Raw genomic sequence first — 23,043 nt, 5'->3', positions numbered from 1 at the left:
CCCCGAGCACCAGACGACACCTCCGCCTCTCCGAACAGGATCCGGAGCCCCCGGCATGACCTTCTGCCTGCTCCTGCTGAGCACCGTCGCCCTGACGGCCGCCGTGCCGGCCCCACGCGCCCTGACCCGCGCCACCTGGCCGGAACGGGACCCCGTGCTCGCCCTGTGGGTGTGGCAGTGCCTGGTCGCCACGGTCCTGCTGTGCTGTCTGACGGCCCTGACCCTCGGTGCGGCCGCCGTCTTCCACACCGTCCGCTCCCGGGTGTTCGCCCCCGCGCCGCCCGGAGTGGCCGAGGCGTACGACCTGTCCACGGCCCCCGTCTGGGCGGCCGCCCTCACCGTGCTGCTGGCCTGCGGGGCCGCGTGGACCACCGCGATGCTCGCCCGCGAGCTGGTCGAGGCCCGCCGTCGCCGCGTCCAGGCCCGCGCCCACCTACGGGAACGCGCCCCCGACCTGCCGGCCGGCCTGGGATCCGGGCGCGGTCCCCTGCTCGTCCTGGAGGACGAGTATCCGGACGCCTGGTGGATGCCCGGCAGCCCGCCTCAGCTCATCGTCACTACCGGTGCCCTGCACCGCCTCACCTCCCATCAGCTCGACGCCGTCCTGACCCATGAGCGCGGTCACGCCCGCGCCCGCCACGACTGGCTGCTGCATCTGTCGACCGCCCTGGCGACGGGCTTCCCGCGTGTCCCGCTCTTCGCCCACTTCTGCGATCAGACCCACCGCCTGGTCGAACTCGCCGCCGACGACACGGCCTCCCGCCGCTGCGGTCACCTCACGACGGCCCTGGCCCTGATCGAACTGAACCAACACCGAGGCGTCCTGTCCTGCGCCTCCAGCCACCGCCTCCTGGGCGAACGCGTGGACCGCCTCCTCCAGCCCCCGCCCCGCCTGCCCCGCAGACACCGCGCGCTGACCACAGCGGTGGCCGCCCTGGTCCCGCTGCTCCCCCTGCTGATCACGTTCGCCCCGGGACTGACGGCGCTGTCCTAGCGACACCTCGCCCTGGGGACGGCGCTCAGGGCGCACGCGGCACCACGGCCGCTCCCGGCGCCTATATCCAGTCGTCCGGCTCGGGCTCCCTGTCCATCTCCGGCCAGTCGTCGTCCGCCCCGCCACCGGAACCCGAACCGGAAGGGGGCCCGTCGACACCCCCCGAGGCCGAGCCCGGCGCGTCGCCCAGTTCGGCCAGGGCCGCGATGACGCCCTCGCCGTACGTCGCCAGCTTCTTCTCGCCGACGCCGCTGATGCCGCCCAGCTGTCTCACGGACGTCGGCCACGCGGTGACGATCTCCCGGAGGGTGGCGTCGTGGAAGATGACGTACGCCGGAACGCCCTGCTCCCGGGCCCGTTCGGCCCGCCACGCCCGCAGCGCCTCGAACGCGGGCACCAACGCCTCCGGCAGCTCGGCCGCCACGGCCTTGGCCTTGCCCCGCCCGGAGCCCGAGGACCCCGCCGAACCCGACGCCGACCGCGAGGTCGCCGCCTTCTTCGGCTCCTTGCGCAGCGGCACCTCCCGCTCCCGCCGCAGCACCGTCCCACTGGCCTCGGTCAGCACCAGCGTGCCGTACTCCCCCTCGACCGCGAGCAGCCCCTGGGCGAGCAACTGCCGTACGACACCGCGCCATTCGCCCTCGGTCAGCTCCTGGCCGATGCCGAACACGGACAGCTGATCGTGGTCGAACTGGATGACCTTGCCGGTGCGCTTGCCCAGCAGGATGTCGATGATCTGCACGGCGCCGAACTTCTGCCCGCGCTCCCGCTGGAGCCGCACCACCGTGGACAGCACCTTCTGCGCCGCGATCGTGCCGTCCCAGGTCTCCGGCGGTGTCAGGCAGGTGTCGCAGTTGCCGCAGCCCACCGGATCGGCATCCTGACCGAAGTAGACGAGGAGCTGGCCCCGGCGGCAGCGGGCCGTCTCGCACAGCGCCAGCATCGCGTCCAGGTGGGCCTGGGCCCGGCGGCGGAACGCCTCGTCGCCCTCGCCGGACTGGATCAGCTTGCGCTGCTGTATGACGTCGTTGAGGCCGTACGCCATCCAGGCCGTGGAGGCCAGTCCGTCGCGGCCGGCGCGGCCCGTCTCCTGGTAGTAGCCCTCGACCGACTTGGGCAGGTCGAGGTGGGCGACGAAGCGCACGTCCGGCTTGTCGATGCCCATCCCGAAGGCGATGGTCGCCACCACGACCAGGCCCTCCTCCCGCAGGAACCGGGACTGGTGCGCCGCGCGCGTGCCCGCGTCCAGGCCGGCGTGGTAGGGCACCGCCTCGATGCCGTTGCGGGTGAGGAACTCGGCCGTGGCCTCGACGGACTTGCGCGACAGGCAGTAGACGATGCCCGCGTCGCCCGCGTGCTCCTCGCGCAGGAAGCTCAGCAGCTGCTTCTTGGGGTCGGCCTTCGGCACGATCCGGTACTGGATGTTCGGCCGGTCGAAGCTGGCGACGAAGTGCCGGGCGGCCGGCATGTGGAGCCGCTGGGTGATCTCCTCGTGCGTCGCACGCGTGGCCGTCGCCGTGAGCGCGATGCGCGGGACGTCCGGCCAGCGCTCGCCGAGCAGGGAGAGCGCGAGGTAGTCCGGGCGGAAGTCGTGACCCCACTGGGAGACACAGTGCGCCTCGTCGATCGCGAAGACGGAGATCTTGCCCCGGGAGAGCAGGTCCAGGGTGGAGTCCAGGCGCAGGCGCTCCGGAGCGAGATAGAGCAGGTCCAGCTCGCCGGCCAGGAACTCGGCCTCGACCGTGCGCCGCTCGTCGAAGTCCTGGGTGGAGTTGACGAAACCGGCGCGCACGCCGAGCGCCCTCAGCGCGTCCACCTGGTCCTGCATCAGAGCGATCAGCGGGGAGACCACGACGCCCGTGCCGGGTCTGACCAGGGCCGGGATCTGGTAGCACAGCGACTTGCCGCCGCCGGTCGGCATGAGGACGACCGCGTCCCCGCCGGCCACCACATGCTCGATGATCGCTTCCTGCTCGCCACGGAAGGTCTCGTACCCGAAGACCCGGTGCAGCGCGGCCGCCGCCTCGCTGCCGGCCGTCGCTTCCGCCTCGGTCACCCTTGCCATCTCGCCGATCCCGCCCATCCCACCCATCGCCTCGCCCCCGACGTCGTCCCTCGACCACTGCCTCCACGATAGGGCTCAGCGGTGACACCGCCGGAGTTATCCACAGACCCGATGGGGTGACTCGGCGGAGCCGGCTTGACGGCGGTCGGTCCGATGGACCGCGGCGCATGGCGCCCTCATCCGGGCGCAGCTCGTCAAGACGTACACGGCGACGGGCAGGTACCAGTACGAGCCGATGGCCGTCGGGGGTCCACTACGACCTGCACGCGTGGATCTACCAGGACAACCCCGCCGGCCCGTTCAAGCCCTGGAACCCCACCGTGACGTGCCCGGGAACGACACCCCCGGCCGACGACGACCTGTTCGACTCGATCGGCTGACCGCACGCGAAGGGCCCCGGCTCCCATCAGGGAACCGGGGCCCAGCGCACCCGCTCGCCGCGCTCAAGCGCTCAGCGCACGAACACCCCCGCCTGATCAGCCAGGTCGAGGAAGTACTGCGGCGCCACACCCAGCACCAGCGTGACCGCGACGCCGACCCCGATCGCCATCATCGTCATCGGCGACGGCACGGCGACGGTGGGCCCCTCGGGCGTCGGCTCGCTGAAGAACATCAGCACGATGACGCGGATGTAGAAGAACGCGGCGATCGCCGACGAGATCACACCGACCACGACCAGCGGCGCGGCGCCGCCGTCCGCGGCCGCCTTGAACACGGCGAACTTCCCGGTGAAGCCGGACGTCAGCGGAATGCCGGCGAAGGCCAGCAGGAACACCGCGAACACGGCCGCCACCAGCGGGGAGCGCCGGCCGAGGCCGGCCCACTTCGACAGGTGCGTCGCCTCACCGCCCGCGTCGCGGACGAGCGTGACCACCGCGAACGCCCCGATCGTCACGAACGAGTACGCGGCCAGGTAGAACAGCACGGAGGAGATGCCGTCGGGCGTGGTCGCGATGACACCCGCGAGGATGAAGCCCGCGTGCGCGATCGACGAGTACGCCAGCAGCCGCTTGATGTCGGTCTGCGTGATGGCGACGATCGCACCGCCCAGCATGGTGACGATGGCGACGCCCCACATGACCGGCCGCCAGTCCCAGCGCAGGCCGGGCAGGACGACGTACAGCACGCGCAGCAGCGCGCCGAAGGCGGCCACCTTGGTCGCGGCGGCCATGAAGCCGGTGACCGGGGTCGGCGCGCCCTGGTAGACGTCCGGTGTCCACATGTGGAAGGGCACCGCGCCCACCTTGAACAGCAGGCCCATGCCGAGCATCGCGGCGCCGATCAGCAGCAGCGCGTCGTTGCCCATGGTGTCGGCGAGCGCCGGGTCGACGGTGGTGATCGTGCCGTCGACGACCTGGGAGATCGTCGCGTACGACACCGAGCCCGCGTAGCCGTACAGCAGGGCGATGCCGAACAGGGTGAACGCCGAGGCGAACGCGCCGAGCAGGAAGTACTTGACCGCGGCTTCCTGCGACATCAGCCGCTTGCGGCGGGCCAGCGCGCACAGCAGGTACAGCGGCAGTGAGAAGACCTCCAGGGCGATGAACAGCGTCAGCAGGTCGTTCGCCGAGGGGAAGACCAGCATGCCCGCGACCGCGAACAGCAGCAGCGGGAAGACCTCGGTGGTGGTGAAGCCCGCCTTGACGGCGGCCTTCTCGCTGTCGCTGCCGGGCACGGACGCGGCCTGCGCGGCGAAGGAGTCGACGCGGTTGCCGTGCGCCACGGGGTCGAGGCGCCGCTCGGCGAAGGTGAACAGGCCGACCAGCGCGGCCAGGAGGATCGTGCCCTGAAGGAAGAGCGCCGGCCCGTCGACCGCGATGGCGCCCATCGCAGCGATGCGTGCCTTGGTGGTGCCGTATCCGTCGGCCGCGAGGGCGACGACCGCGGCGAACGCGGCCACCAGCGCGACGACGGACACGAACACCTGGGCGTGGTAGCGGTGCTTGCGCGGCACGAACGCCTCGATCAGTACGCCGACGACCGCCGCGCCCACGACGATCAGGGTGGGCGACAATTGTCCGTATTCGATCTTCGGCGCGTCGATCTTCGCGACCGGATCGGCGGCGGTCGCCGCTGTTGTCCACAGGCTGTGGACGGCTGTTGCGCTCACTTGGCCGCCTCCACCTCGGGCCGGGGGTCCTTCTTCTGTACGTCGGACAGGGTCTGTTTGACCGCCGGGTTGACGATGTCCGTGACGGGCTTCGGGTAGACGCCCAGGAAGATCAGCAGTACGACCAGCGGGGCGACGACCAGGAGTTCCCGCGCCCTGAGGTCGGGCATCGCGGACACCTCCGGTTTCACCGGGCCCGTCATCGTCCGCTGGTAGAGGACGAGGGTGTAGAGCGCGGCGAGCACGATGCCGAAGGTCGCGATGATCCCGACCGCCGGATAGCGCGAGAAGGTGCCGACCAGGACCAGGAACTCACTGACGAAGGGCGCGAGGCCCGGCAGCGACAGGGTCGCCAGACCGCCGATCAGGAAGGTGCCGGCGAGCACCGGGGCGACCTTCTGCACCCCGCCGTAGTCCGCGATGAGCCGCGAGCCGCGCCGCGAGATCAGGAAGCCGGCGACGAGCATCAGCGCGGCCGTCGAGATCCCGTGGTTGACCATGTACAGCGTCGCGCCCGACTGGCCCTGGCTGGTCATCGCGAAGATGCCCAGGATGATGAAGCCGAAGTGCGAGATCGACGCGTACGCCACCAGCCGCTTGATGTCGCGCTGGCCGACCGCGAGCAGCGCGCCGTAGACGATGCTGATCAGGGCGAGGACGAGGATGACCGGCGTCGCCCACTTCGACGCCTCCGGGAACAGCTGGAGGCAGAAGCGGAGCATCGCGAAGGTGCCCACCTTGTCGACGACCGCGGTGATCAGGACGGCGACCGGGGCGGTGGCCTCCTGCATCGCGTTGGGCAGCCAGGTGTGCAGCGGCCACAGCGGCGCCTTCACCGCGAAGGCGAAGAAGAAGCCGAGGAACAGCCAGCGTTCGGTGCTGGTCGCCATGTGGAGCGAGCCGTTGGCCCGCGCCTCGGCGATCTCCTGGAGGCTGAAGTTGCCCGCGACCACGTACAGGCCGATCACCGCGGCCAGCATGATCAGACCGCCGACCAGGTTGTAGAGCAGGAACTTCACGGCGGCGTACGACCGTTGCGTGGACGCCGCCTTTTCGCCGTGCTCGTGGGCGCGGTCCCCGAAGCCACCGATGAGGAAGTACATCGGGATGAGCATGGCTTCGAAGAAGATGTAGAAGAGGAAGACGTCGGTGGCCTCGAAGGAGAGGATCACCATCGCCTCGACGCCCAGGATCAGCGCGAAGAAGCCCTGGGTGGGCCGCCACCGCTTGCTGCCGGTCTCCAGCGGGTCGGCGTCGTGCCAGCCCGCCAGGATGATGAACGGGATCAGGACGGCGGTGAGCGCGACCAGCGCCACCGCGATGCCGTCCACCCCCAGCTCGTACCTGACGCCGAACTCCTTGATCCAGGAGTGGGATTCGGTGAGCTGGTAGCGCGCGCCGTCCGGGTCGAAGCGGACCAGGACCGCGATCGCCAGGGCGAGTGTGCCGAGCGAGAAGAGCAGCGCGAGCGCCTTGGCGGCGTTGCGCCGCTGCGCTGGCACGGCGGCCGTGGCGATCGCCCCGACGGCCGGGAGCGCCGCTGTCGCTGTCAACAGAGGAAAGGACATCGGTATCAGACCGCCCTCATCAGCAGGGTCGCGGCGATCAGGAGCGCCGCACCGCCGAACATCGAGACCGCGTACGAGCGCGCGAAGCCGTTCTGCAGCCTGCGCATCCGTCCGGACAGGCCGCCGACCGAGGCCGCCGTGCCGTTGACGACACCGTCGACCAGGGTGTGGTCGACGTAGACCAGGGAGCGCGTGAGGTGCTCGCCGCCGCGCACCAGGACGATGTGGTTGAAGTCGTCCTGGAGCAGGTCGCGCCGGGCGGCGCGGGTGAGCAGCGAACCGCGCGGGGCGACGACCGGGACCGGGCGGCGGCCGTACTGCGCGTACGCGATCGCCACGCCGACGACCAGGACCGCCATGGTGGCGAGGGTGACCGTGAGGGCGCTGACCGGCGAGTCGCCCTCCGCGTGGCCGGTCACGGGCTCCAGCCAGTTCAGGAAGCGGTCGCCGATGCTGAAGAAGCCGCCGGCGAACACCGATCCGAAGGCGAGGGCGATCATCGGGATCGTCATGACCTTGGGCGACTCGTGCGGGTGGGGCTCCGCGTGGGCACCCCGGGTCTCGGCGGCGGGCTCCACGCCGGGCTCGGCCGGGGAGGCGGTCGGCTGGTGCCGCCAGCGCTCCTCGCCGAAGAACGTCATCAGCATCACGCGCGTCATGTAGTACGCGGTGATCGCCGCGCCCAGCAGGGCGCACCCGCCGAGGATCCAGCCCTCGGTGCCGCCCTTGGCGAAGGCCGCCTCGATGATCTTGTCCTTGGAGAAGAAGCCGGACAGGCCCGGGAAGCCGATGATCGCGAGGTAGCCGAGGCCGAAGGTGACGAAGGTGACCGGCATGTACCTCCTGAGGCCGCCGTACTTCCTCATGTCGACCTCGTCGTTCATGCCGTGCATGACCGAACCGGCGCCGAGGAACAGGCCGGCCTTGAAGAAGCCGTGCGTCACCAGGTGCATGATCGCGAAGACGTAGCCGATGGGGCCGAGGCCCGCCGCCAGCACCATGTAGCCGATCTGCGACATGGTCGAGCCGGCCAGCGCCTTCTTGATGTCGTCCTTCGCGCAACCGACGATCGCACCGAACAGGAGCGTGACCGCTCCGACGACGGTGACGACCAGCTGCGCGTCCGGAGCCGCGTTGAAGATCGCGCCGGAGCGGACGATCAGATACACGCCCGCGGTCACCATGGTCGCCGCGTGGATGAGGGCCGAGACCGGGGTCGGGCCCTCCATGGCGTCCCCGAGCCAGGACTGCAGCGGCACCTGGGCGGACTTGCCGCAGGCGGCGAGCAGCAGCATCAGGGCGATCGCGGTCAGCTTGCCCTCGCTCGCGTCGCCCGCGAGGCCCGCGTCCTCGTGGGAGCCGAGCAGCGGGCCGAAGGCGAACGTCCCGAACGTCGTGAACATCAGCATGATCGCGATCGACAGGCCCATGTCGCCGACGCGGTTGACCAGGAAGGCCTTCTTCGCCGCGGTGGCCGCGCTGGGCTTGTGCTGCCAGAAGCCGATCAGCAGGTAGGAGGCGAGACCGACGCCCTCCCAGCCGACGTACAGCAGCAGGTAGTTGTCGGCGAGGACGAGGATCAGCATCGCCGCGAGGAACAGGTTCAGATAGCCGAAGAAGCGGCGGCGCCGCTCGTCGTGCTCCATGTACCCGACCGAGTACAGATGGATCAGCGAGCCGACGCCCGTGATCAGCAGCACGAACGTCATCGACAGCTGGTCGAGGCGGAAGGCGACGTCCGCCTGGAAGCCCTCGACCGGGACCCAGCTGAACAGGTGCTGGGTGAGCGTGCGGTCATCGCTGTTCTTGCCGAGCAGGTCGGCGAAGAGGATCAGGCCGAACACGAAGGAGACGGCCGACAGGAGCGTGCCGATCCAGTGGCCGACGGCGTCGAGCCGACGGCCGCCGACCAGAAGGACGGCCGCTCCGAGCAGGGGCGCCGCGATGAGCAGCGCGATGAGGTTCTCCACGATTCTTCCGACCCCTTACAGCTTCATCAGGCTGGCGTCGTCGACCGAGGCCGAGTGGCGGGCGCGGAACACCGACACGATGATCGCGAGTCCGACCACGACCTCCGCGGCGGCGACGACCATCGTGAAGAAGGCGATGACCTGGCCGTCGAGATTGCCGTGCATCCGGGAGAAGGCGACGAACGCGAGGTTGCACGCGTTGAGCATGAGCTCGACGCACATGAACACGACGATCGCGTTGCGCCGGATCAGGACGCCGGTCGCGCCGATGGTGAACAACAGGGCGGCGAGATACAGGTAGTTGACCGGGTTCACTTCGACGCCTCCTCGGTCCGCTTGAAGGTCGGCGGCTCGATCTCGGCCCGCTCCAGGCGCTCCTCGGCGCGCTGTTGCAGCGCCTTGAGGTCGCCGAGGGCCTCGGCGGACACGTCCCGGATCTGGCCGCGGTCGCGCAGCGTCTTGCTGACCGTGAGCTCCGACGGGGTGCCGTCGGGCAGCAGGCCGGCGATGTCGACGGCGTTGTGCCGCGCGTACACGCCCGGGGCCGGGAGCGGCGGGACGTGCTTGCCCTCGCGCACGCGCTGCTCGGACAGCTCGCGCTGGGTCTTGGCGCGCTCGGTGCGCTCCCGGTGGGTGAGCACCATGGCGCCGACGGCGGCCGTGATCAGCAGGGCGCCGGTGATTTCGAAGGCGAACACGTACTTGGTGAAGATGAGGCGGGCGAGGCCCTCCACGTTGCCGCCGGAGTTGGCCTGGCCGAGGCCGTCGAACTCCGTCAGCGAGGCGTTGCCGATGCCCGCGAACAGCAGGATGCCGAAGCCGAGCCCGCACAGGAGGGCCAGCCAGCGCTGGCCCTTGATGGTCTCCTTCAGCGAGTCCGCCGCGGTCACGCCGACCAGCATCACCACGAACAGGAACAGCATCATGATCGCGCCGGTGTAGACGACGATCTGCACGATGCCCAGGAAGTAGGCGCCGTTGGCGAGGTAGAACACCGCCAGGACGATCATGGTGCCGGCCAGGCTGAGCGCGCTGTGCACGGCCTTCTTCATGAAGACGGTGGCCAGGGCGCCGATCACCGCGACCGTGCCGAGCACCCAGAACTGGAACGCCTCGCCGGTGGAGGTGGAGTAGGCGGCGAGCTGCGCGCTCATGCCTCCACCTCCTCTGCGGACGGCTCCTCCGCGGAGGGCTGTTCGCCCTTGGAGACGGCGACCTGGCGCTCGGTGCCGGGCGCGGCCTCCGTCACCAGACCCCGGTAGTAGTCCTGCTCGTCCATGCCCGGGTAGATCGCGTGGGGCGTGTCGACCATGCCCTCGTCGAGCCCGGCGAGCAGCTGCTCCTTGGTGTAGATGAGGTTGGCGCGGCTGGAGTCGGCCAGTTCGAACTCGTTGGTCATCGTCAGCGCGCGCGTGGGGCACGCCTCGATGCACAGGCCGCACAGGATGCAGCGGGCGTAGTTGATCTGGTACACCCGCCCGTACCGCTCGCCCGGGGAGTAGCGCTCCTCGTCCGTGTTGTCCGCGCCCTCGACGTAGATGGCGTCGGCGGGGCAGGCCCAGGCGCACAGCTCGCAGCCGACGCACTTCTCCAGGCCGTCCGGGTGCCGGTTGAGCTGGTGCCGTCCGTGGAACCGCGGAGCCGTGGTCTTCTTCTGCTCCGGGTACTGCTCGGTCAGCCGCTTCTTGAACATGGCCTTGAAGGTCACGCCGAAGCCGGCCACCGGGTTCATGAAACCAGGCTTGGTCTCCTTGGGCTCCTCAGCCATCGGACGCCTCCTTTCCATCCAGCGATCCGTCACTCTGAGTATCGGGCCCACCACTGACAATGAGCTCCCGCTCCCGGCGCGGGCGGCGCCTGGGCACCGGCGGCAGCTCCTGTCCGGGCAGCGGCGGCACGGGGAATCCGCCCGCCAACGGGTCGAATCCGACGGGCTGTTCGGCGACCTGCTCGGGCTGCTGCCCCTTGTCGCGGAACATGTCGGCGGCGAAGGAGAGCAGCAGGAGGGCGAGGACGCCGCCGCCGACGTAGAGGGCGATGTCGGCGAAGTCGTAGTCCTCGTTGCGCAGGGTCCGCACGGTCGCGACGAGCATCAGCCAGGTCACCGACACCGGGATGAGGACCTTCCAGCCGAGCTTCATCAGCTGGTCGTAGCGGACGCGGGGCAGGGTGCCGCGCAGCCAGATGAAGAAGAACAGCAGCAGCTGCACCTTGACGGTGAACCAGAGCATCGGCCACCAGCCGTGGTTCGCGCCCTCCCAGAAGGAGCTGATCGGCCACGGGGCCCGCCAGCCGCCGAGGAACAGCGTGGTCGACACGGCCGAGACGGTCACCATGTTGACGTACTCGGCGAGCATGAACAGCGCGAACTTGATCGACGAGTACTCGGTGTTGAAGCCGCCGACCAGGTCGCCCTCGGACTCCGGCATGTCGAAGGGGGCGCGGTTGGTCTCGCCGACCATCGTGACGATGTACAGGATGAAGGAGACCGGCAGCAGGAGGATGTACCAGCGGTCCTGCTGCTGTTCGACGATCGTCGACGTCGACATCGACCCGGAGTAGAGGAACACCGAGGCGAACGCGGCGCCCATGGCGATCTCGTACGAGATCATCTGTGCGCAGGAGCGCAGGCCGCCGAGCAGCGGGTACGTGGATCCGGAGCTCCAGCCCGCGAGCACGATGCCGTAGATGCCGACCGAGGCGACCGCGAGGATGTAGAGCATCGCGATCGGCAGGTCGGTGAGCTGCATCGTGGTGCGGTGGCCGAAGATCGAGATCTGGTTGTCGGCCGGGCCGAAGGGGATCACCGCGATCGCCATGAACGCCGGGATGGCCGCGACGATCGGCGCGAGGATGTACACCACCTTGTCCGCGCGCTTGACGATGACGTCTTCCTTGAGCATCAGCTTCACGCCGTCGGCGAGCGACTGGAGCATGCCCCAGGGGCCGTGCCGGTTGGGGCCGATGCGCAACTGCATCCAGGCGACGACCTTGCGCTCCCACACGATGGAGAACAGCACGGTCAGCATCAGGAAGGCGAAGCAGAAGACCGCCTTGACGACCACCAGCCACCACGGGTCGTGGCCGAACATGGAGAGGTCTTCAGCGGCGAGGTACGGGCTCATGCCTCCACCTCCTGGGGGGCTTCGGCGGCCGGGGTGGCCGGGCCGATGCGGACGAGGGACCCCGGCCGCGCGCCGGTGTCGGAGGGGACGCCCCCGCCGGCGGAGTTCAGCGGGAGCCAGACGACCCGGTCGGGCATCTCGGTGACCTGGAGCGGCAGTTCGACCGCCCCGGAGGGGCCGGTCACGGCGAGCACATCGCCGTCCTTGACGCCGGCCTCGGCGGCCGTGGCGGCCGACACGCGTGCGCGTGCCGCGTGCCGCGTCCCGGCGAGCGCCTCGTCGCCCTCCTGCAGAACACCCTGGTCGAGCAGCAGCCGGTGCCCGGCGAGCACGGCCTCCCCGACGGCGGGCCGCGGCAACGTCGCGGCGGTCTCGAAGGGGTCGGTGGCGCGCGGGCCGTCCCAGCCGCCGAGCCGGTCGAGCTCCGCGCGCGTGGTGCGCAGATCGGGCAGACCGAGGTGCACGTCCATGGCGTCGGCCAGCATCTGCAGCACGCGCGCGTCGCTCGGCGCGAGCGTCCGGGTCATCTGGTCGGGCTTGAGGGCGGCGTCGAAGAAACGCACCCTGCCCTCCCAGTTGAGGAAGGCGCCGGCCTTCTCGGCGACGGCGGCCACGGGCAGGACCACGTCTGCGTGCCGGGTGACCTCACTGGGCCGCAGCTCCAGCGAGACCAGGAAACCCACCTCGTCCAGTGCCGTACGCGCGCGTGCCGGATCGGGCAGGTCGGCGATCTCGACGCCGGCCACGACCAGCGCCTGGAGTTCCCCGCCCGCGGCGGCCTCGACGATCTGGCCGGTGTCACGGCCGTAGCGGTGCGGGAGTTCGGCGACGCCCCAGGCGGCGGCGACCTCCTCACGCGCGCGGGGATCGGTCGCCGGACGCCCGCCCGGCAGCAGCGAGGGCAGCGCCCCGGCCTCGATCGCGCCGCGCTCCCCGGCCCGGCGCGGAATCCACACCAGCTCCGCGCCGGTCGCGGTCGCGGCCCGCACGGCGGCGGTGAGCCCGCCGGCGACCGCCGCGAGCCGCTCCCCCACGACGATGACGGCGCCTTCGGCGCGCAGGGCCTCGGCGGCCCGCGCGCCCGGCTCCTCCAGGCCGGTGCCGGCGGCCAGCGCGTCCAGCCACTTGGTCTCGGTGCCGGGAGCGGCCGGCAGCAGCGTGCCGCCCGCCTTCTCCAGGCCCCGCGTGGCGTGGGTGGCCAGGGAGAACACCGTCAGGCCGTGCTTGCGCCACGCCTTGCGCAGCCGCAGGAAGACGCCGGGCGCCTCCTCCTCCGACTCGAACCCGACCAGCAGGACCGCGGGCGCCTTCTCCAGGGAGGTGTACGTGACACCCGCGCCGTCGAGGTCACGGCCGCGTCCGGCGACCCGGGCGGCGAGGAAGTCGGCCTCCTCGCTGCTGTGCACGCGCGCGCGGAAGTCGATGTCGTTGGTGTCGAGCGCCACGCGCGCGAACTTGCTGTACGCGTAGGCGTCCTCGACGGTGAGCCGGCCGCCCGTCAGCACGCCGGTCCGCCCGCGTGAGGCCAGCAGCCCCTGGGCGGCGATCTGCAGCGCGTCGGGCCAGGAGGCCGGCTCCAGTTCGCCCTCGGCGTTGCGCACGAGCGGCGTCTGAAGGCGGTCCCGCTGCTGCGCGTACCGGAACGCGAAGCGTCCCTTGTCGCAGATCCACTCCTCGTTCACCTCGGGGTCCGGGGACGCGAGGCGCCGCATGACCTTGCCGCGCCGGTGGTCGGTGCGCGTCGCGCAGCCGCCGGAGCAGTGCTCGCACACCGAGTGCGAGGAGACGAGGTCGAAGGGGCGGGAGCGGAACCGGTAGGCCGCCGAGGTGAGCGCGCCGACCGGGCAGATCTGGATGGTGTTGCCGGAGAAGTACGACTCGAACGGGTCGCCCTCACCGGTGCCGACCTGCTGCAGGGCGCCCCGCTCGATCAGTTCGATCATGGGGTCGCCCGCGATCTGGTTGGAGAACCGGGTGCAGCGGGCGCACAGCACGCACCGCTCGCGGTCGAGCAGCACCTGGGTGGAGATCGGGACCGGCTTCTCGTAGGTCCGCTTGCGGCCCTCGAAGCGGGACTCGGCCTGGCCGTGCGACATCGCCTGGTTCTGCAGCGGGCACTCGCCGCCCTTGTCGCAGACCGGGCAGTCCAGCGGGTGGTTGATGAGCAGCAGCTCCATCACTCCGTGCTGGGCCTTCTCGGCGATCGGCGAGGTGAGGTGAGTCTTCACCACCATGCCGTCCGTACAGGTGATCGTGCAGGACGCCATGGGCTTGCGCTGGCCCTCGACCTCGACGATGCACTGGCGGCAGGCGCCGGCCGGGTCGAGGAGCGGGTGGTCGCAGAAGCGGGGGATCTCGATGCCGAGCTGCTCGGCGGCCCGGATGACCAGGGTGCCCTTGGGCACGCTGATCTCCGCGCCGTCGATCGTCAGCGTCACGAGATCTTCCGGCGGGACCGCCGCCTCGCCGCCCCCGGAGGGAGCGCTGGTGGTCACCGTCATGCGTTCACCTCCAGGTGCTGGTCGGCCCAGGCCGTCGACTTGGCCGGGTCGAAGGGGCAGCCGCGGCCCGTGATGTGCTGCTCGTACTCCTCGCGGAAGTACTTGAGCGAGGAGAAGATCGGCGAGGCGGCGCCGTCGCCGAGGGCGCAGAAGGACTTGCCGTTGATGTTGTCGGCGATGTCGGCGAGCTTGTCGAGGTCGGACATCTGTCCCTTGCCGGCCTCGATGTCCCGCAGCAACTGGACCAGCCAGTAGGTGCCTTCACGGCAGGGTGTGCACTTGCCGCAGGACTCGTGGGCGTAGAACTCGGTCCAGCGGGTCACCGCCCGCACCACGCAGGTCGTCTCGTCGAAGCACTGGAGTGCTTTCGTGCCGAGCATGGAACCCGCGGCACCCACTCCTTCGTAATCAAGAGGGACGTCGAGGTGCTCGTCGGTGAACATCGGGGTCGAGGAGCCGCCCGGCGTCCAGAACTTCAGGCGGTGTCCGGGGCGCATGCCCCCGCTCATCTCCAGGAGCTGGCGGAGGGTGATACCGAGAGGTGCCTCGTACTGCCCGGGGCTGGCGACATGGCCGCTGAGCGAATAGAGCGTGAAGCCCGGCGACTTCTCGCTTCCCATCGACCGGAACCATTCTTTGCCCCGATGCAGAATCGCGGGAACCGACGCGATCGACTCGACGTTGTTCACAACAGTCGGGCACGCATAGAGGCCCGCCACCGCAGGAAAGGGGGGACGCAGCCGCGGTTGACCACGGCGGCCTTCGAGGGAGTCCAGCAGCGCTGTCTCCTCACCGCAGATGTACGCGCCGGCGCCGGCGTGCACGGTGAGGGTCAGATCGAGCCCGCTGCCCAGGATGTTCTCCCCGAGGTAGCCCGCCGCGTAGGCCTCGCGCACGGCCTCGTGCAACCGCCGCAGAACAGGGACGACTTCACCACGCAGATAGATGAAGGCATGCGAAGACCTGATGGCGTAACACGCGATGACAATGCCCTCGATGAGGCTGTGCGGGTTCGCGAAGAGGAGCGGAATGTCCTTGCACGTTCCGGGCTCCGACTCGTCGGCGTTGACAACTAGATAGTGCGGCTTTCCATCACCCTGGGGAATGAACTGCCATTTCATTCCCGTCGGGAATCCCGCGCCGCCGCGTCCGCGCAGACCGGAGTCCTTGACGTACGCGATCACGTCGTCCGGCGACATGGCGAGCGCCTTGCGAAGTCCCTCGTATCCGTCGTGCCGTCGGTAGACGTCCAGACTCCAGGACCTGTCCTCGTCCCAGAAGGCCGACAGCACGGGCGCGAGCAGCTTCTCGGGGCTGGTGTCTTTCAGCTCGGGTGCCAAGGTCATCACTCCCCCTCCTCGGTGGCCTCGCCCTTGGTCCGCGCGTCCTCGGACTCCTCGCGCGGATGGACCACGCGCGCGGGCGCGTTCTCGCCCTTGGCCAGGCGGAGGCCCACCAGTGACGCCGGTCCCGCGCTGCCGCCCGCCTCGACGGCCCCGTCCCGCTCGTCGGGGAAGCCGGCCAGGATCCGCGCGGTCTCCTTGAAGGTGCACAGCGGCGCGCCGCGCGTGGGCGACACCGTCCGCCCGATGCGCAGGTCGTCCACCAGGCGCTTCGCGCTCTGCACGGTCTGGTTGTCGAAGAACTCCCAGTTGACCATCACGACCGGTGCGAAGTCGCAGGCCGCGTTGCACTCGATGTGCTCCAGCGTGATCTTGCCGTCGTCGGTGGTCCCGCCGTTGCCGACGCCCAGGTACTCCTGGAGCTCCTCGAAGATCGCGTCGCCGCCCATGACCGCGCAGAGCGTGTTGGTGCACACGCCGACCTGGTAGTCGCCGGACGGCCGGCGCCGGTACATGGTGTAGAAGGTGGCGACCGCGGTGACCTCGGCGGTGGTCAGGCCGAGCACGTCCGCGCAGAACTGCATCCCGGTGCGCGTGACGTGGCCCTCCTCCGACTGCACGAGATGCAGCAACGGCAGGAGCGCGGAGCGGGAGTCGGGGTAGCGGGCGACGATCTCGCGCGCGTCCCCCTCCAGCCGGGCCCGGACGTCGTCCGGATACGCGGGCGCGGGCAGCTCGGGCATGCCCAGGCTGACGCCGCGGTCCGAAGAAGAGGTGGTCACCGGTCGACGCCTCCCATCACGGGGTCGATGGACGCGACGGCGACGATGACGTCGGCGACCTGGCCGCCCTCGCACATCGCCGCCATGGCCTGAAGGTTGGTGAAGGACGGGTCCCGGAAGTGGACCCGGTAGGGGCGGGTGCCGCCGTCGGAGACGGCATGCACCCCGAGTTCGCCCTTGGGCGACTCGACGGCCGCGTACACCTGTCCCGGCGGGACGCGGAAGCCCTCGGTGACCAGCTTGAAGTGGTGGATCAGGGCCTCCATGGAGGTGCCCATGATCTTCTTGATGTGGTCGAGGGAGTTGCCGAGGCCGTCCGGTCCCAGGGCGAGCTGGGCGGGCCAGGCGATCTTCTTGTCGGCGACCATGACCGGGCCGGGCTGGAGCCGGTCCAGGCACTGCTCGATGATCCGCAGCGACTGGCGCATCTCCTCCAGGCGGATGAGGAAGCGGCCGTAGGAGTCGCAGGTGTCGGCGGTCGGGATGTCGAAGTCGTAGGTCTCGTATCCCGAGTAGGGCTGGGCCTTGCGCAGGTCGTGCGGGAGGCCGGCGGCGCGCAGGATGGGGCCGGTCGCGCCGAGGGCCATGCAGCCGGCCAGGTCGAGATAGCCGACGTCCTGCATGCGGGCCTTGAAGATGGGGTTCCCGGTGGCGAGCTTGTCGTACTCCGGGAGGTTCTTCTTCATCTTCTTCACGAACTCGCGGATCTGGTCCACCGCGCCGGGCGGCAGGTCCTGGGCGAGTCCGCCGGGCCGGATGTACGCGTGGTTCATGCGTAGGCCCGTGACCAGCTCGTAGATGTCGAGAATCATTTCACGATCACGGAATCCGTAGATCATGATCGTGGTGGCGCCGAGCTCCATGCCGCCGGTGGCGATGCACACCAGGTGGGAGGAGAGCCGGTTCAGCTCCATCAGGAGCACCCGGATGATCTTGGCGCGCTCGGTGATCTGGTCCTCGATGCCGAGGAGCTTCTCGACGGCGAGGCAGTAGGCGGTCTCGTTGAAGAAGGACGTCAGGTAGTCCATGCGCGTGACGAAGGTGGTGCCCTGCGTCCACGTGCGGAACTCGAGGTTCTTCTCGATGCCGGTGTGGAGGTAGCCGATGCCGCAGCGGGCCTCGGTGACCGTCTCGCCCTCGATCTCCAGGATCAGGCGCAGCACACCGTGGGTGGACGGGTGCTGGGGACCCATGTTGACGACGATGCGCTCGTCGTCGGCGCGGGCCGCGGACTGGACGATCTCGTCCCAGTCGCCACCGGTGACCGTATATACGGTGCCTTCCGTGGTCTCGCGAGGAGAGGCTTGCGACGTGCTCACGAGTACGACCTCCGCTGGTCCGGAGCCGGGATCTGGGCGCCCTTGTACTCGACGGGGATGCCGCCGAGGGGGTAGTCCTTGCGCTGCGGGTGGCCCTGCCAGTCGTCCGGCATCATGATCCGCGTCAGGGCCGGGTGACCGTCGAAGACGATTCCGAAGAAGTCGTAGGTCTCGCGCTCGTGCCAGTCGTTCGTCGGATAGACGGAGACCAGGGACGGGATGTGCGGCTCGGCGTCCGGGGCGCTGACTTCGAGGCGGATCAGCCGGTTGTGGGTGATCGAGCGCAGGTGGTAGACGGCGTGCAGCTCGCGGCCCTTGTCGCTCGGGTAGTGGACGCCGCTGACGCCGGTGCACAGTTCGAAGCGAAGGGCCGGGTCGTCGCGCAGGGTGCGGGCGACGCGGACGAGGTGCTCGCGTTCGACGTGGAAGGTGAGTTCGCCGCGGTCGACGACCGTCTTCTCGATCGCGTTGTCGGGCAGGAGGCCCTGCTCCTCCAGGGCACCCTCCAGCTCGTCGGCGACCTCGTCGAACCAGCCGCCGTAGGGCCGGCTCGCCGGACCCGGGAGCCGGACCGAGCGGACCAGACCGCCGTAACCGGAGGTGTCGCCGCCGTTGTCGGCGCCGAACATGCCGCGCTGGACGCGGATCTCCTCGCCGCCCTGGCCGCGCTGGCCGGGGAGGTTGGAGGTGGAGAGGTCCTTCTCGGGGTTCACCCCGTTCGAGGAACCGTTCACGCCGTTGCCGTTGGCGTCGCTCACCGCAGCAGCCCCTTCATCTCGATCGTGGGCAGGGCCTTGAGCGCCGCTTCCTCCGCCTCGCGAGCCGCCTCCTCGGCGTTCACGCCGAGCTTGGAGGTCTGGATCTTGTGGTGGAGCTTGAGGATGGCGTCCATCAGCATCTCGGGCCGTGGCGGACAGCCCGGTAGATAGATGTCGACCGGGACGATGTGGTCGACGCCCTGGACGATCGCGTAGTTGTTGAACATGCCGCCGGAGGAGGCGCAGACACCCATGGAGATGACCCACTTGGGGTTGGGCATCTGGTCGTAGACCTGCCGGAGGACCGGCGCCATCTTCTGGCTGACCCGGCCGGCGACGATCATCAGGTCCGCCTGGCGCGGCGATCCGCGGAAGACCTCCATGCCGAAGCGCGCCAGGTCGTAGCGTCCGGCGCCCGTGGTCATCATCTCGATGGCGCAGCAGGCGAGGCCGAAGGTGGCGGGGAAGACGGACGCCTTGCGCACCCAGCCCGCGGCCTGCTCGACGGTGGTCAGCAGGAATCCGCTCGGCAGCTTTTCTTCGAGTCCCATGTCGTAAGGCCCCTCAGTCCCATTCCAGGCCGCCGCGCCGCCATACGTACGCGTACGCGACGAAGACGGTGAGCACGAAGAGCAGCATCTCCACGAGCCCGAAAACACCCAGGGCGTCGAAGGTGACGGCCCAGGGGTAGAGGAAGACGATCTCGATGTCGAAGACGATGAAGAGCATCGCCGTCAGGTAGTACTTGATGGGGAAGCGCCCGCCGCCGGCCGGCGTGGGGGTCGGCTCGATACCGCACTCGTAGGCTTCGAGCTTGGCGCGGTTGTACCGCTTCGGACCGATCAGCGTGGCCATGACCACGGAGAAGATCGCAAAGCCTGCCCCGAGGGCTCCCAGTACGAGGATGGGCGCATACGCGTTCACCGCTCCTCGCTCCTCTCAGTCGGCACTGACTGGTGGCGGTTCCATCGGGCTCACTTACGCCCCAACTGCCCCGCGAGCCCCGCCCGTCCCGGCGAAGATCGAGAACATGTGAAGCAGGTCACAAGCCCAACTGCCACGCATCTTATGCCCGTGGCTCTGTGATCTGCGACACGGGGTATTACCCAAGCTTTGTGATCTCTGCCACCTGACGAAGGATCATGAAGTCATATCAGCGGTGATCTACGTACGCGAAGCGTCGGAGTGATCACCAATAGTGACATTTTCGCTCATCACCGCAGACGGGAAGGGGCGTCTCAATATCAAGAGGGTTCCCTTGCATGCAAATTGGCGTTGGACGCGAGGCGCTGGTAGAGGAGCGCGTTCACACATCGGAGGGAGTCGGGGGACGGATGTGGACGAGGCCCGTGCGTGTGCGCGTGTTCACGAGCGGGAGCCGGTAACCGTTCCGTGACCTCCGCCACATTCACCAGGGGCCCCGGAGAACCGGGCTTGGCCAACGGTCCTCAGCAGTGGTAGGCCACGGGCAATCCGGACGTAATGACGAAAGCCCATGATCACAGGCATGATCACTGGCGTCCGCTATGTCCGTTACGGCGTCAATAAAGAAACGCGCCGCGGGGAGTTGGGCCGCCGATTGAACAAGTGTGGCGCAGCACACGTTTCTTGAAGGTATGGAGCAGCCCCTGGTACCGCTTGTACCCATGTCCCACACAGCTCACATACGAAGCCACCGGAAGACCCGCACTCGCAACGCGTCGACGTTCGCCGTGCGAGCCGGAGTCGCCGGTGGCCTCCTCAGCACCGTCGCCGTGGCCGGCGCGTCCGCCGCTGCGAACGCGGCCGAGCCTGTGACGCAGACGCTCGAACTGCCCACCCTGACCGCCGACCTGACCGCTCAGGTCGCCCAGTCCGCGGAGGCCACCGAACAGGCCGCCGCGAACTACCAGCTGCGGGCCGAGCGTGACGCGGCCGCCGCCGCGGCGGCCAAGGAGGCCGCGAAGGACCTCGCCGCGGCCAAGAAGGAGCAGGCGCGCAAGCAGGCCGCCGAGGACGCGCGCAAGGCCGCCGAGGCGCGCGCCTCGCGCAGCACCGAGCGGGCCGTGCTGTCCGCGTCGGTGAGTTCCACCAGCACGTCGAACGCGACCGGTTCGGCCGCGGCCGTCATCGCCTTCGTGAAGGCGCAGATCGGCGACGCCTATGTCTCCGGCGGCACCGGCCCGAACTCCTGGGACTGCTCCGGCCTCGTGCAGGCCGCCTTCCGGCAGGTCGGCATCGACCTGCCGCGCGTCTCCCAGGACCAGTCGACCCGCGGCACCCAGGTCTCCCTGGACAACCTGCAGCCGGGCGACATCCTCTACTGGGGCAGCGCGGGCAGCGCGTACCACGTGGCGGTGTACGTCGGCGACGGCATGTTCGTCGGCGCGCAGAACCCGTCCACCGGCGTGGTGGAGAAGCCGCTGTCCTACGACCCGCCGACCGGCGCGGTGCGGGTGCTCTGACAGCACCCCCATGCATGACGAAGGGCCGCAACCGCTCGGGGGCTGCGGCCCTTCGCGCTGCCCGGACGGGCGGCGCCGCTACGCCTTCGGCGCCACCCTGCTCAGACCGTTGATGATGCGGTCCATCGCGTCGCCGCCCGTGGGGTCGGTGAGGTTGGCCAGCAGCTTGAGGGTGAACTTCATCAGCATCGGGTGGGTCAGACCGCGCTGCGCGGCGATCTTCATGACCTTCGGGTTGCCGATGAGCTTCACGAAGGCGCGGCCCAGCGTGTAGTAGCCGCCGTAGGTGTCGGCGAGGATCCGCGGGTAGCGCTGGAGGGCGAGTTCCCACTGGCCGGGGGTGGCGCGGGCGTGGGCCTGGACGATGACGTCGGCGGCGAGCTGCCCGGACTCCATGGCGTAGGCGATGCCCTCGCCGTTGAAGGGGTTCACCAGGCCGCCCGCGTCGCCGACCAGGAGCAGGCCCTTGGTGTAGTGGGGCTTGCGGTTGAAGGCCATCGGGAGGGCCGCGCCGCGGATCGGGCCGGTCATGTTCTCGGGCGTGTAGCCCCAGTCCTCCGGCATGGACGCGCACCAGGCCTTGAGGACCTCGCGCCAGTCCAGTTCCTTGAAGGAGTCGGAGGTGTTCAGGACGCCCAGGCCGACGTTGGACGTGCCGTCGCCCATGCCGAAGATCCAGCCGTAGCCCGGCAGCAGGCGGTCCTCGCCCGGCCCGCGGCGGTCCCACAGCTCCAGCCAGGACTCCAGGTAGTCGTCCTCGTGGCGCGGGGACTCGAAGTACGTCCGTACGGCCACGCCCATCGGGCGGTCCTCGCGGCGGTGCAGGCCCATCGCCAGGGACAGCCGCGTGGAGTTGCCGTCGGCGGCCACCACCAGGGGCGCGTGGAAGGTGACTTCGCGCTTCTCCTCGCCGAGCTTCGCCGTCACCCCGGTGATGCGGCCGGTGCGGTCGTCGACGATCGGCCCGGAGACGTTGCAGCGTTCGTAGAGGCGCGCGCCCGCCTTCTGCGCCTGGCGGGCGAGTTGCTCGTCGAAGTCGTCGCGCTTGCGGACGAGGCCGTAGTCCGGGAAGGAGGCGAGATCCGGCCAGTCCAGCTGGAGGCGGACGCCGCCGCCGATGATGCGCAGGCCCTTGTTGCGCAGCCAGCCGGCCTCCTCGGAGATGTCGATGCCCATGGCGACGAGCTGCTTGACGGCGCGCGGGGTCAGGCCGTCACCGCAGACCTTCTCGCGCGGGAACTCGGTCTTCTCCAGGAGGAGTACGTCGAGACCGGACTTGGCGAGGTGGTAAGCCGTCGTGGAGCCGGCCGGGCCCGCGCCCACGACGATGACATCCGCGGTGTTACCAGAGAGGGGCTCGGAGTGGGGCTCAGTCACGACGGTCACGGCGGGATCTCCCCAAGGTTCGGAATCTGCGTGCCGACCGGCACTGGACATGGGCAGTCTATTCAGCAGAATTGATCACCCGGCTGAAGGGCTGCCCCGTGAACCGAGCTCTCCCCGTAGTACGGCTGCGTGTTCCCACCGACGAGGACGCGGTCGCATGGCACCGGATCTTCGATCACCCGGACGTCATGGAGTTCATGGGCGGCAGATCCGCGGAGCTGTCCTACTACGAGGAGCTCACCGCGCGCCAGCGCCGGCACGACGCGGAGCACGGCTTCTGTCTGTGGACCGTGCTGGACGAGCGGGACCGGGTGGTCGGGTTCACCGGGGCACAGCCGTGGCCGCAGGAGTGGGGACCCCGGGGCGAGATCGAGATCGGCTGGCGGCTCGGCCGGGACTTCTGGGGCCAGGGCTATGTCACGGTGGCCGCCCGGATGACGCTGGAGCGGGTGCGGGCGGCCGGGGTGCCGGGCGTGGTGGCCGTGGTCGACGCGCAGAACGCCCGGTCCATCGCGGTGACCCGGCGGCTGGGGATGCGGCTCGGCGAGGTGTTCACCCGGCCGGTCTCGCAGCGGGAGGGCCATTGCTACCGGCTCGATCTCACCGCATAGTGACCCTGCGTAGTCAACTGTTACAGAAAGCGACCTGACACTTCCGGACAACACCCCCGCGCGGTTA

The 23,043-nt window shown here is 69.6% G+C and carries 19 protein-coding genes; 3 read left to right on the top strand and 16 right to left on the bottom strand.

Features of this window, described 5'->3' with window-relative positions; genetic code table 11:
• The first annotated feature begins 55 nt into the window (after positions 1-55).
• Positions 56-994, top strand: coding sequence for a M56 family metallopeptidase (locus ACZ5NW_RS22970; protein WP_468745761.1), 939 nt, complete (start codon positions 56-58; stop codon positions 992-994).
• A 61-nt stretch (positions 995-1,055) separates the two neighbouring features.
• Here the strand turns inward: ACZ5NW_RS22970 and recQ are convergent, their stop codons facing one another.
• From recQ to ACZ5NW_RS22895, 15 genes are all read right to left on the bottom strand, one after another.
• Positions 1,056-3,086: a DNA helicase RecQ gene (gene recQ, locus ACZ5NW_RS22965; protein ID WP_468745760.1), complete on the bottom strand. Its 2,031-nt coding sequence runs from the start codon at positions 3,084-3,086 to the stop codon at positions 1,056-1,058.
• 424 nt (positions 3,087-3,510) lie between these two features.
• Positions 3,511-5,169 (bottom strand): NADH-quinone oxidoreductase subunit NuoN, encoded by a 1,659-nt coding sequence (gene nuoN, locus ACZ5NW_RS22960; RefSeq protein ID WP_468745759.1) that lies wholly within the window; start codon positions 5,167-5,169, stop codon positions 3,511-3,513.
• A complete protein-coding gene (locus tag ACZ5NW_RS22955; RefSeq protein WP_468745758.1) occupies positions 5,166-6,737 on the bottom strand; it encodes an NADH-quinone oxidoreductase subunit M in 1,572 nt (523 codons plus the stop codon). Before ACZ5NW_RS22955 ends, nuoN begins: the two co-directional genes overlap by 4 nt.
• Before the next feature lie 5 nt (positions 6,738-6,742).
• Positions 6,743-8,707 (bottom strand): NADH-quinone oxidoreductase subunit L, encoded by a 1,965-nt coding sequence (nuoL, locus tag ACZ5NW_RS22950; RefSeq protein WP_468745757.1) that lies wholly within the window; start codon positions 8,705-8,707, stop codon positions 6,743-6,745.
• Between the two features lie 15 nt (positions 8,708-8,722).
• The gene (nuoK, locus tag ACZ5NW_RS22945; protein ID WP_468745756.1) at positions 8,723-9,022 is read right to left on the bottom strand and encodes an NADH-quinone oxidoreductase subunit NuoK; all 300 of its coding nucleotides are present in this window, start codon (positions 9,020-9,022) and stop codon (positions 8,723-8,725) included.
• The gene (locus tag ACZ5NW_RS22940) at positions 9,019-9,861 is read right to left on the bottom strand and encodes an NADH-quinone oxidoreductase subunit J (protein WP_468745755.1); all 843 of its coding nucleotides are present in this window, start codon (positions 9,859-9,861) and stop codon (positions 9,019-9,021) included. The genes nuoK and ACZ5NW_RS22940 overlap by 4 nt, the downstream gene beginning before the upstream one ends.
• Entirely contained in the window at positions 9,858-10,475 is a 618-nt protein-coding gene (nuoI, locus tag ACZ5NW_RS22935) for an NADH-quinone oxidoreductase subunit NuoI (RefSeq protein WP_468745754.1), read from the bottom strand. Before nuoI ends, ACZ5NW_RS22940 begins: the two co-directional genes overlap by 4 nt.
• Complete coding sequence (nuoH, locus tag ACZ5NW_RS22930; protein ID WP_468745753.1) at positions 10,468-11,832, bottom strand: NADH-quinone oxidoreductase subunit NuoH; 1,365 nt, start codon at positions 11,830-11,832, stop codon at positions 10,468-10,470. Before nuoH ends, nuoI begins: the two co-directional genes overlap by 8 nt.
• On the bottom strand, positions 11,829-14,333 hold the full coding sequence (locus tag ACZ5NW_RS22925; protein ID WP_468745752.1) for an NADH-quinone oxidoreductase subunit G: 2,505 nt from the start codon (positions 14,331-14,333) through the stop codon (positions 11,829-11,831). The genes nuoH and ACZ5NW_RS22925 overlap by 4 nt, the downstream gene beginning before the upstream one ends.
• Positions 14,330-15,679, bottom strand: a complete 1,350-nt coding sequence (nuoF, locus tag ACZ5NW_RS22920) for an NADH-quinone oxidoreductase subunit NuoF (RefSeq protein ID WP_468745751.1) — start codon at positions 15,677-15,679, stop codon at positions 14,330-14,332. The genes ACZ5NW_RS22925 and nuoF overlap by 4 nt, the downstream gene beginning before the upstream one ends.
• Positions 15,679-16,458, bottom strand: a complete 780-nt coding sequence (gene nuoE, locus ACZ5NW_RS22915; protein WP_468745750.1) for an NADH-quinone oxidoreductase subunit NuoE — start codon at positions 16,456-16,458, stop codon at positions 15,679-15,681. The genes nuoF and nuoE overlap by 1 nt, the downstream gene beginning before the upstream one ends.
• On the bottom strand, positions 16,455-17,777 hold the full coding sequence (locus tag ACZ5NW_RS22910; RefSeq protein ID WP_468745749.1) for an NADH-quinone oxidoreductase subunit D: 1,323 nt from the start codon (positions 17,775-17,777) through the stop codon (positions 16,455-16,457). Before ACZ5NW_RS22910 ends, nuoE begins: the two co-directional genes overlap by 4 nt.
• A complete protein-coding gene (locus ACZ5NW_RS22905) occupies positions 17,774-18,535 on the bottom strand; it encodes an NADH-quinone oxidoreductase subunit C (RefSeq protein ID WP_468745748.1) in 762 nt (253 codons plus the stop codon). Before ACZ5NW_RS22905 ends, ACZ5NW_RS22910 begins: the two co-directional genes overlap by 4 nt.
• Entirely contained in the window at positions 18,532-19,086 is a 555-nt protein-coding gene (locus ACZ5NW_RS22900; RefSeq protein WP_023547484.1) for a NuoB/complex I 20 kDa subunit family protein, read from the bottom strand. The genes ACZ5NW_RS22905 and ACZ5NW_RS22900 overlap by 4 nt, the downstream gene beginning before the upstream one ends.
• A gap of 13 nt (positions 19,087-19,099) precedes the next feature.
• Positions 19,100-19,459 carry an NADH-quinone oxidoreductase subunit A gene (locus ACZ5NW_RS22895; RefSeq protein ID WP_007383963.1) on the bottom strand — a complete coding sequence of 120 codons (360 nt, stop codon included), beginning with the start codon at positions 19,457-19,459 and terminating at the stop codon, positions 19,100-19,102.
• Positions 19,460-20,181: 722 nt separating this feature from the next.
• On the opposite strand from ACZ5NW_RS22895, the gene ACZ5NW_RS22890 reads away from it, so the two are divergent.
• Entirely contained in the window at positions 20,182-20,979 is a 798-nt protein-coding gene (locus ACZ5NW_RS22890; protein WP_468745747.1) for a C40 family peptidase, read from the top strand.
• 78 nt (positions 20,980-21,057) lie between these two features.
• Here ACZ5NW_RS22890 and ACZ5NW_RS22885 read toward each other — a convergent pair whose 3' ends face one another.
• Positions 21,058-22,356: a geranylgeranyl reductase family protein gene (locus ACZ5NW_RS22885; protein WP_468746159.1), complete on the bottom strand. Its 1,299-nt coding sequence runs from the start codon at positions 22,354-22,356 to the stop codon at positions 21,058-21,060.
• 107 nt (positions 22,357-22,463) lie between these two features.
• Here ACZ5NW_RS22885 and ACZ5NW_RS22880 point away from each other — a divergent pair, with 107 nt between their 5' ends.
• Positions 22,464-22,976, top strand: coding sequence for a GNAT family N-acetyltransferase (locus ACZ5NW_RS22880; RefSeq protein ID WP_468745746.1), 513 nt, complete (start codon positions 22,464-22,466; stop codon positions 22,974-22,976).
• Positions 22,977-23,043 lie beyond the last annotated feature (67 nt).

The sequence above is a fragment of the Streptomyces sp. NPDC032126 genome, from assembly GCF_055580085.1.
The sequence above is the reverse complement of the archived record's forward strand: the minus strand, read 5'-3'. Positions and strand labels throughout refer to the sequence as shown.

Coding starts and splice junctions, on each gene's coding strand:
- ACZ5NW_RS22970 (WP_468745761.1), top strand. CDS start 56: ATGACCTTCTGCCTGCTCCTGCTGAGCACCGTCGCCCTGACGGCCGCC.
- recQ (WP_468745760.1), bottom strand. CDS start 3,086: ATGGGTGGGATGGGCGGGATCGGCGAGATGGCAAGGGTGACCGAGGCG.
- ACZ5NW_RS22955 (WP_468745758.1), bottom strand. CDS start 6,737: ATGTCCTTTCCTCTGTTGACAGCGACAGCGGCGCTCCCGGCCGTCGGG.
- ACZ5NW_RS22940 (WP_468745755.1), bottom strand. CDS start 9,861: ATGAGCGCGCAGCTCGCCGCCTACTCCACCTCCACCGGCGAGGCGTTC.
- nuoI (WP_468745754.1), bottom strand. CDS start 10,475: ATGGCTGAGGAGCCCAAGGAGACCAAGCCTGGTTTCATGAACCCGGTG.
- nuoH (WP_468745753.1), bottom strand. CDS start 11,832: ATGAGCCCGTACCTCGCCGCTGAAGACCTCTCCATGTTCGGCCACGAC.
- ACZ5NW_RS22925 (WP_468745752.1), bottom strand. CDS start 14,333: ATGACGGTGACCACCAGCGCTCCCTCCGGGGGCGGCGAGGCGGCGGTC.
- nuoF (WP_468745751.1), bottom strand. CDS start 15,679: ATGACCTTGGCACCCGAGCTGAAAGACACCAGCCCCGAGAAGCTGCTC.
- ACZ5NW_RS22900 (WP_023547484.1), bottom strand. CDS start 19,086: ATGGGACTCGAAGAAAAGCTGCCGAGCGGATTCCTGCTGACCACCGTC.
- ACZ5NW_RS22890 (WP_468745747.1), top strand. CDS start 20,182: ATGTCCCACACAGCTCACATACGAAGCCACCGGAAGACCCGCACTCGC.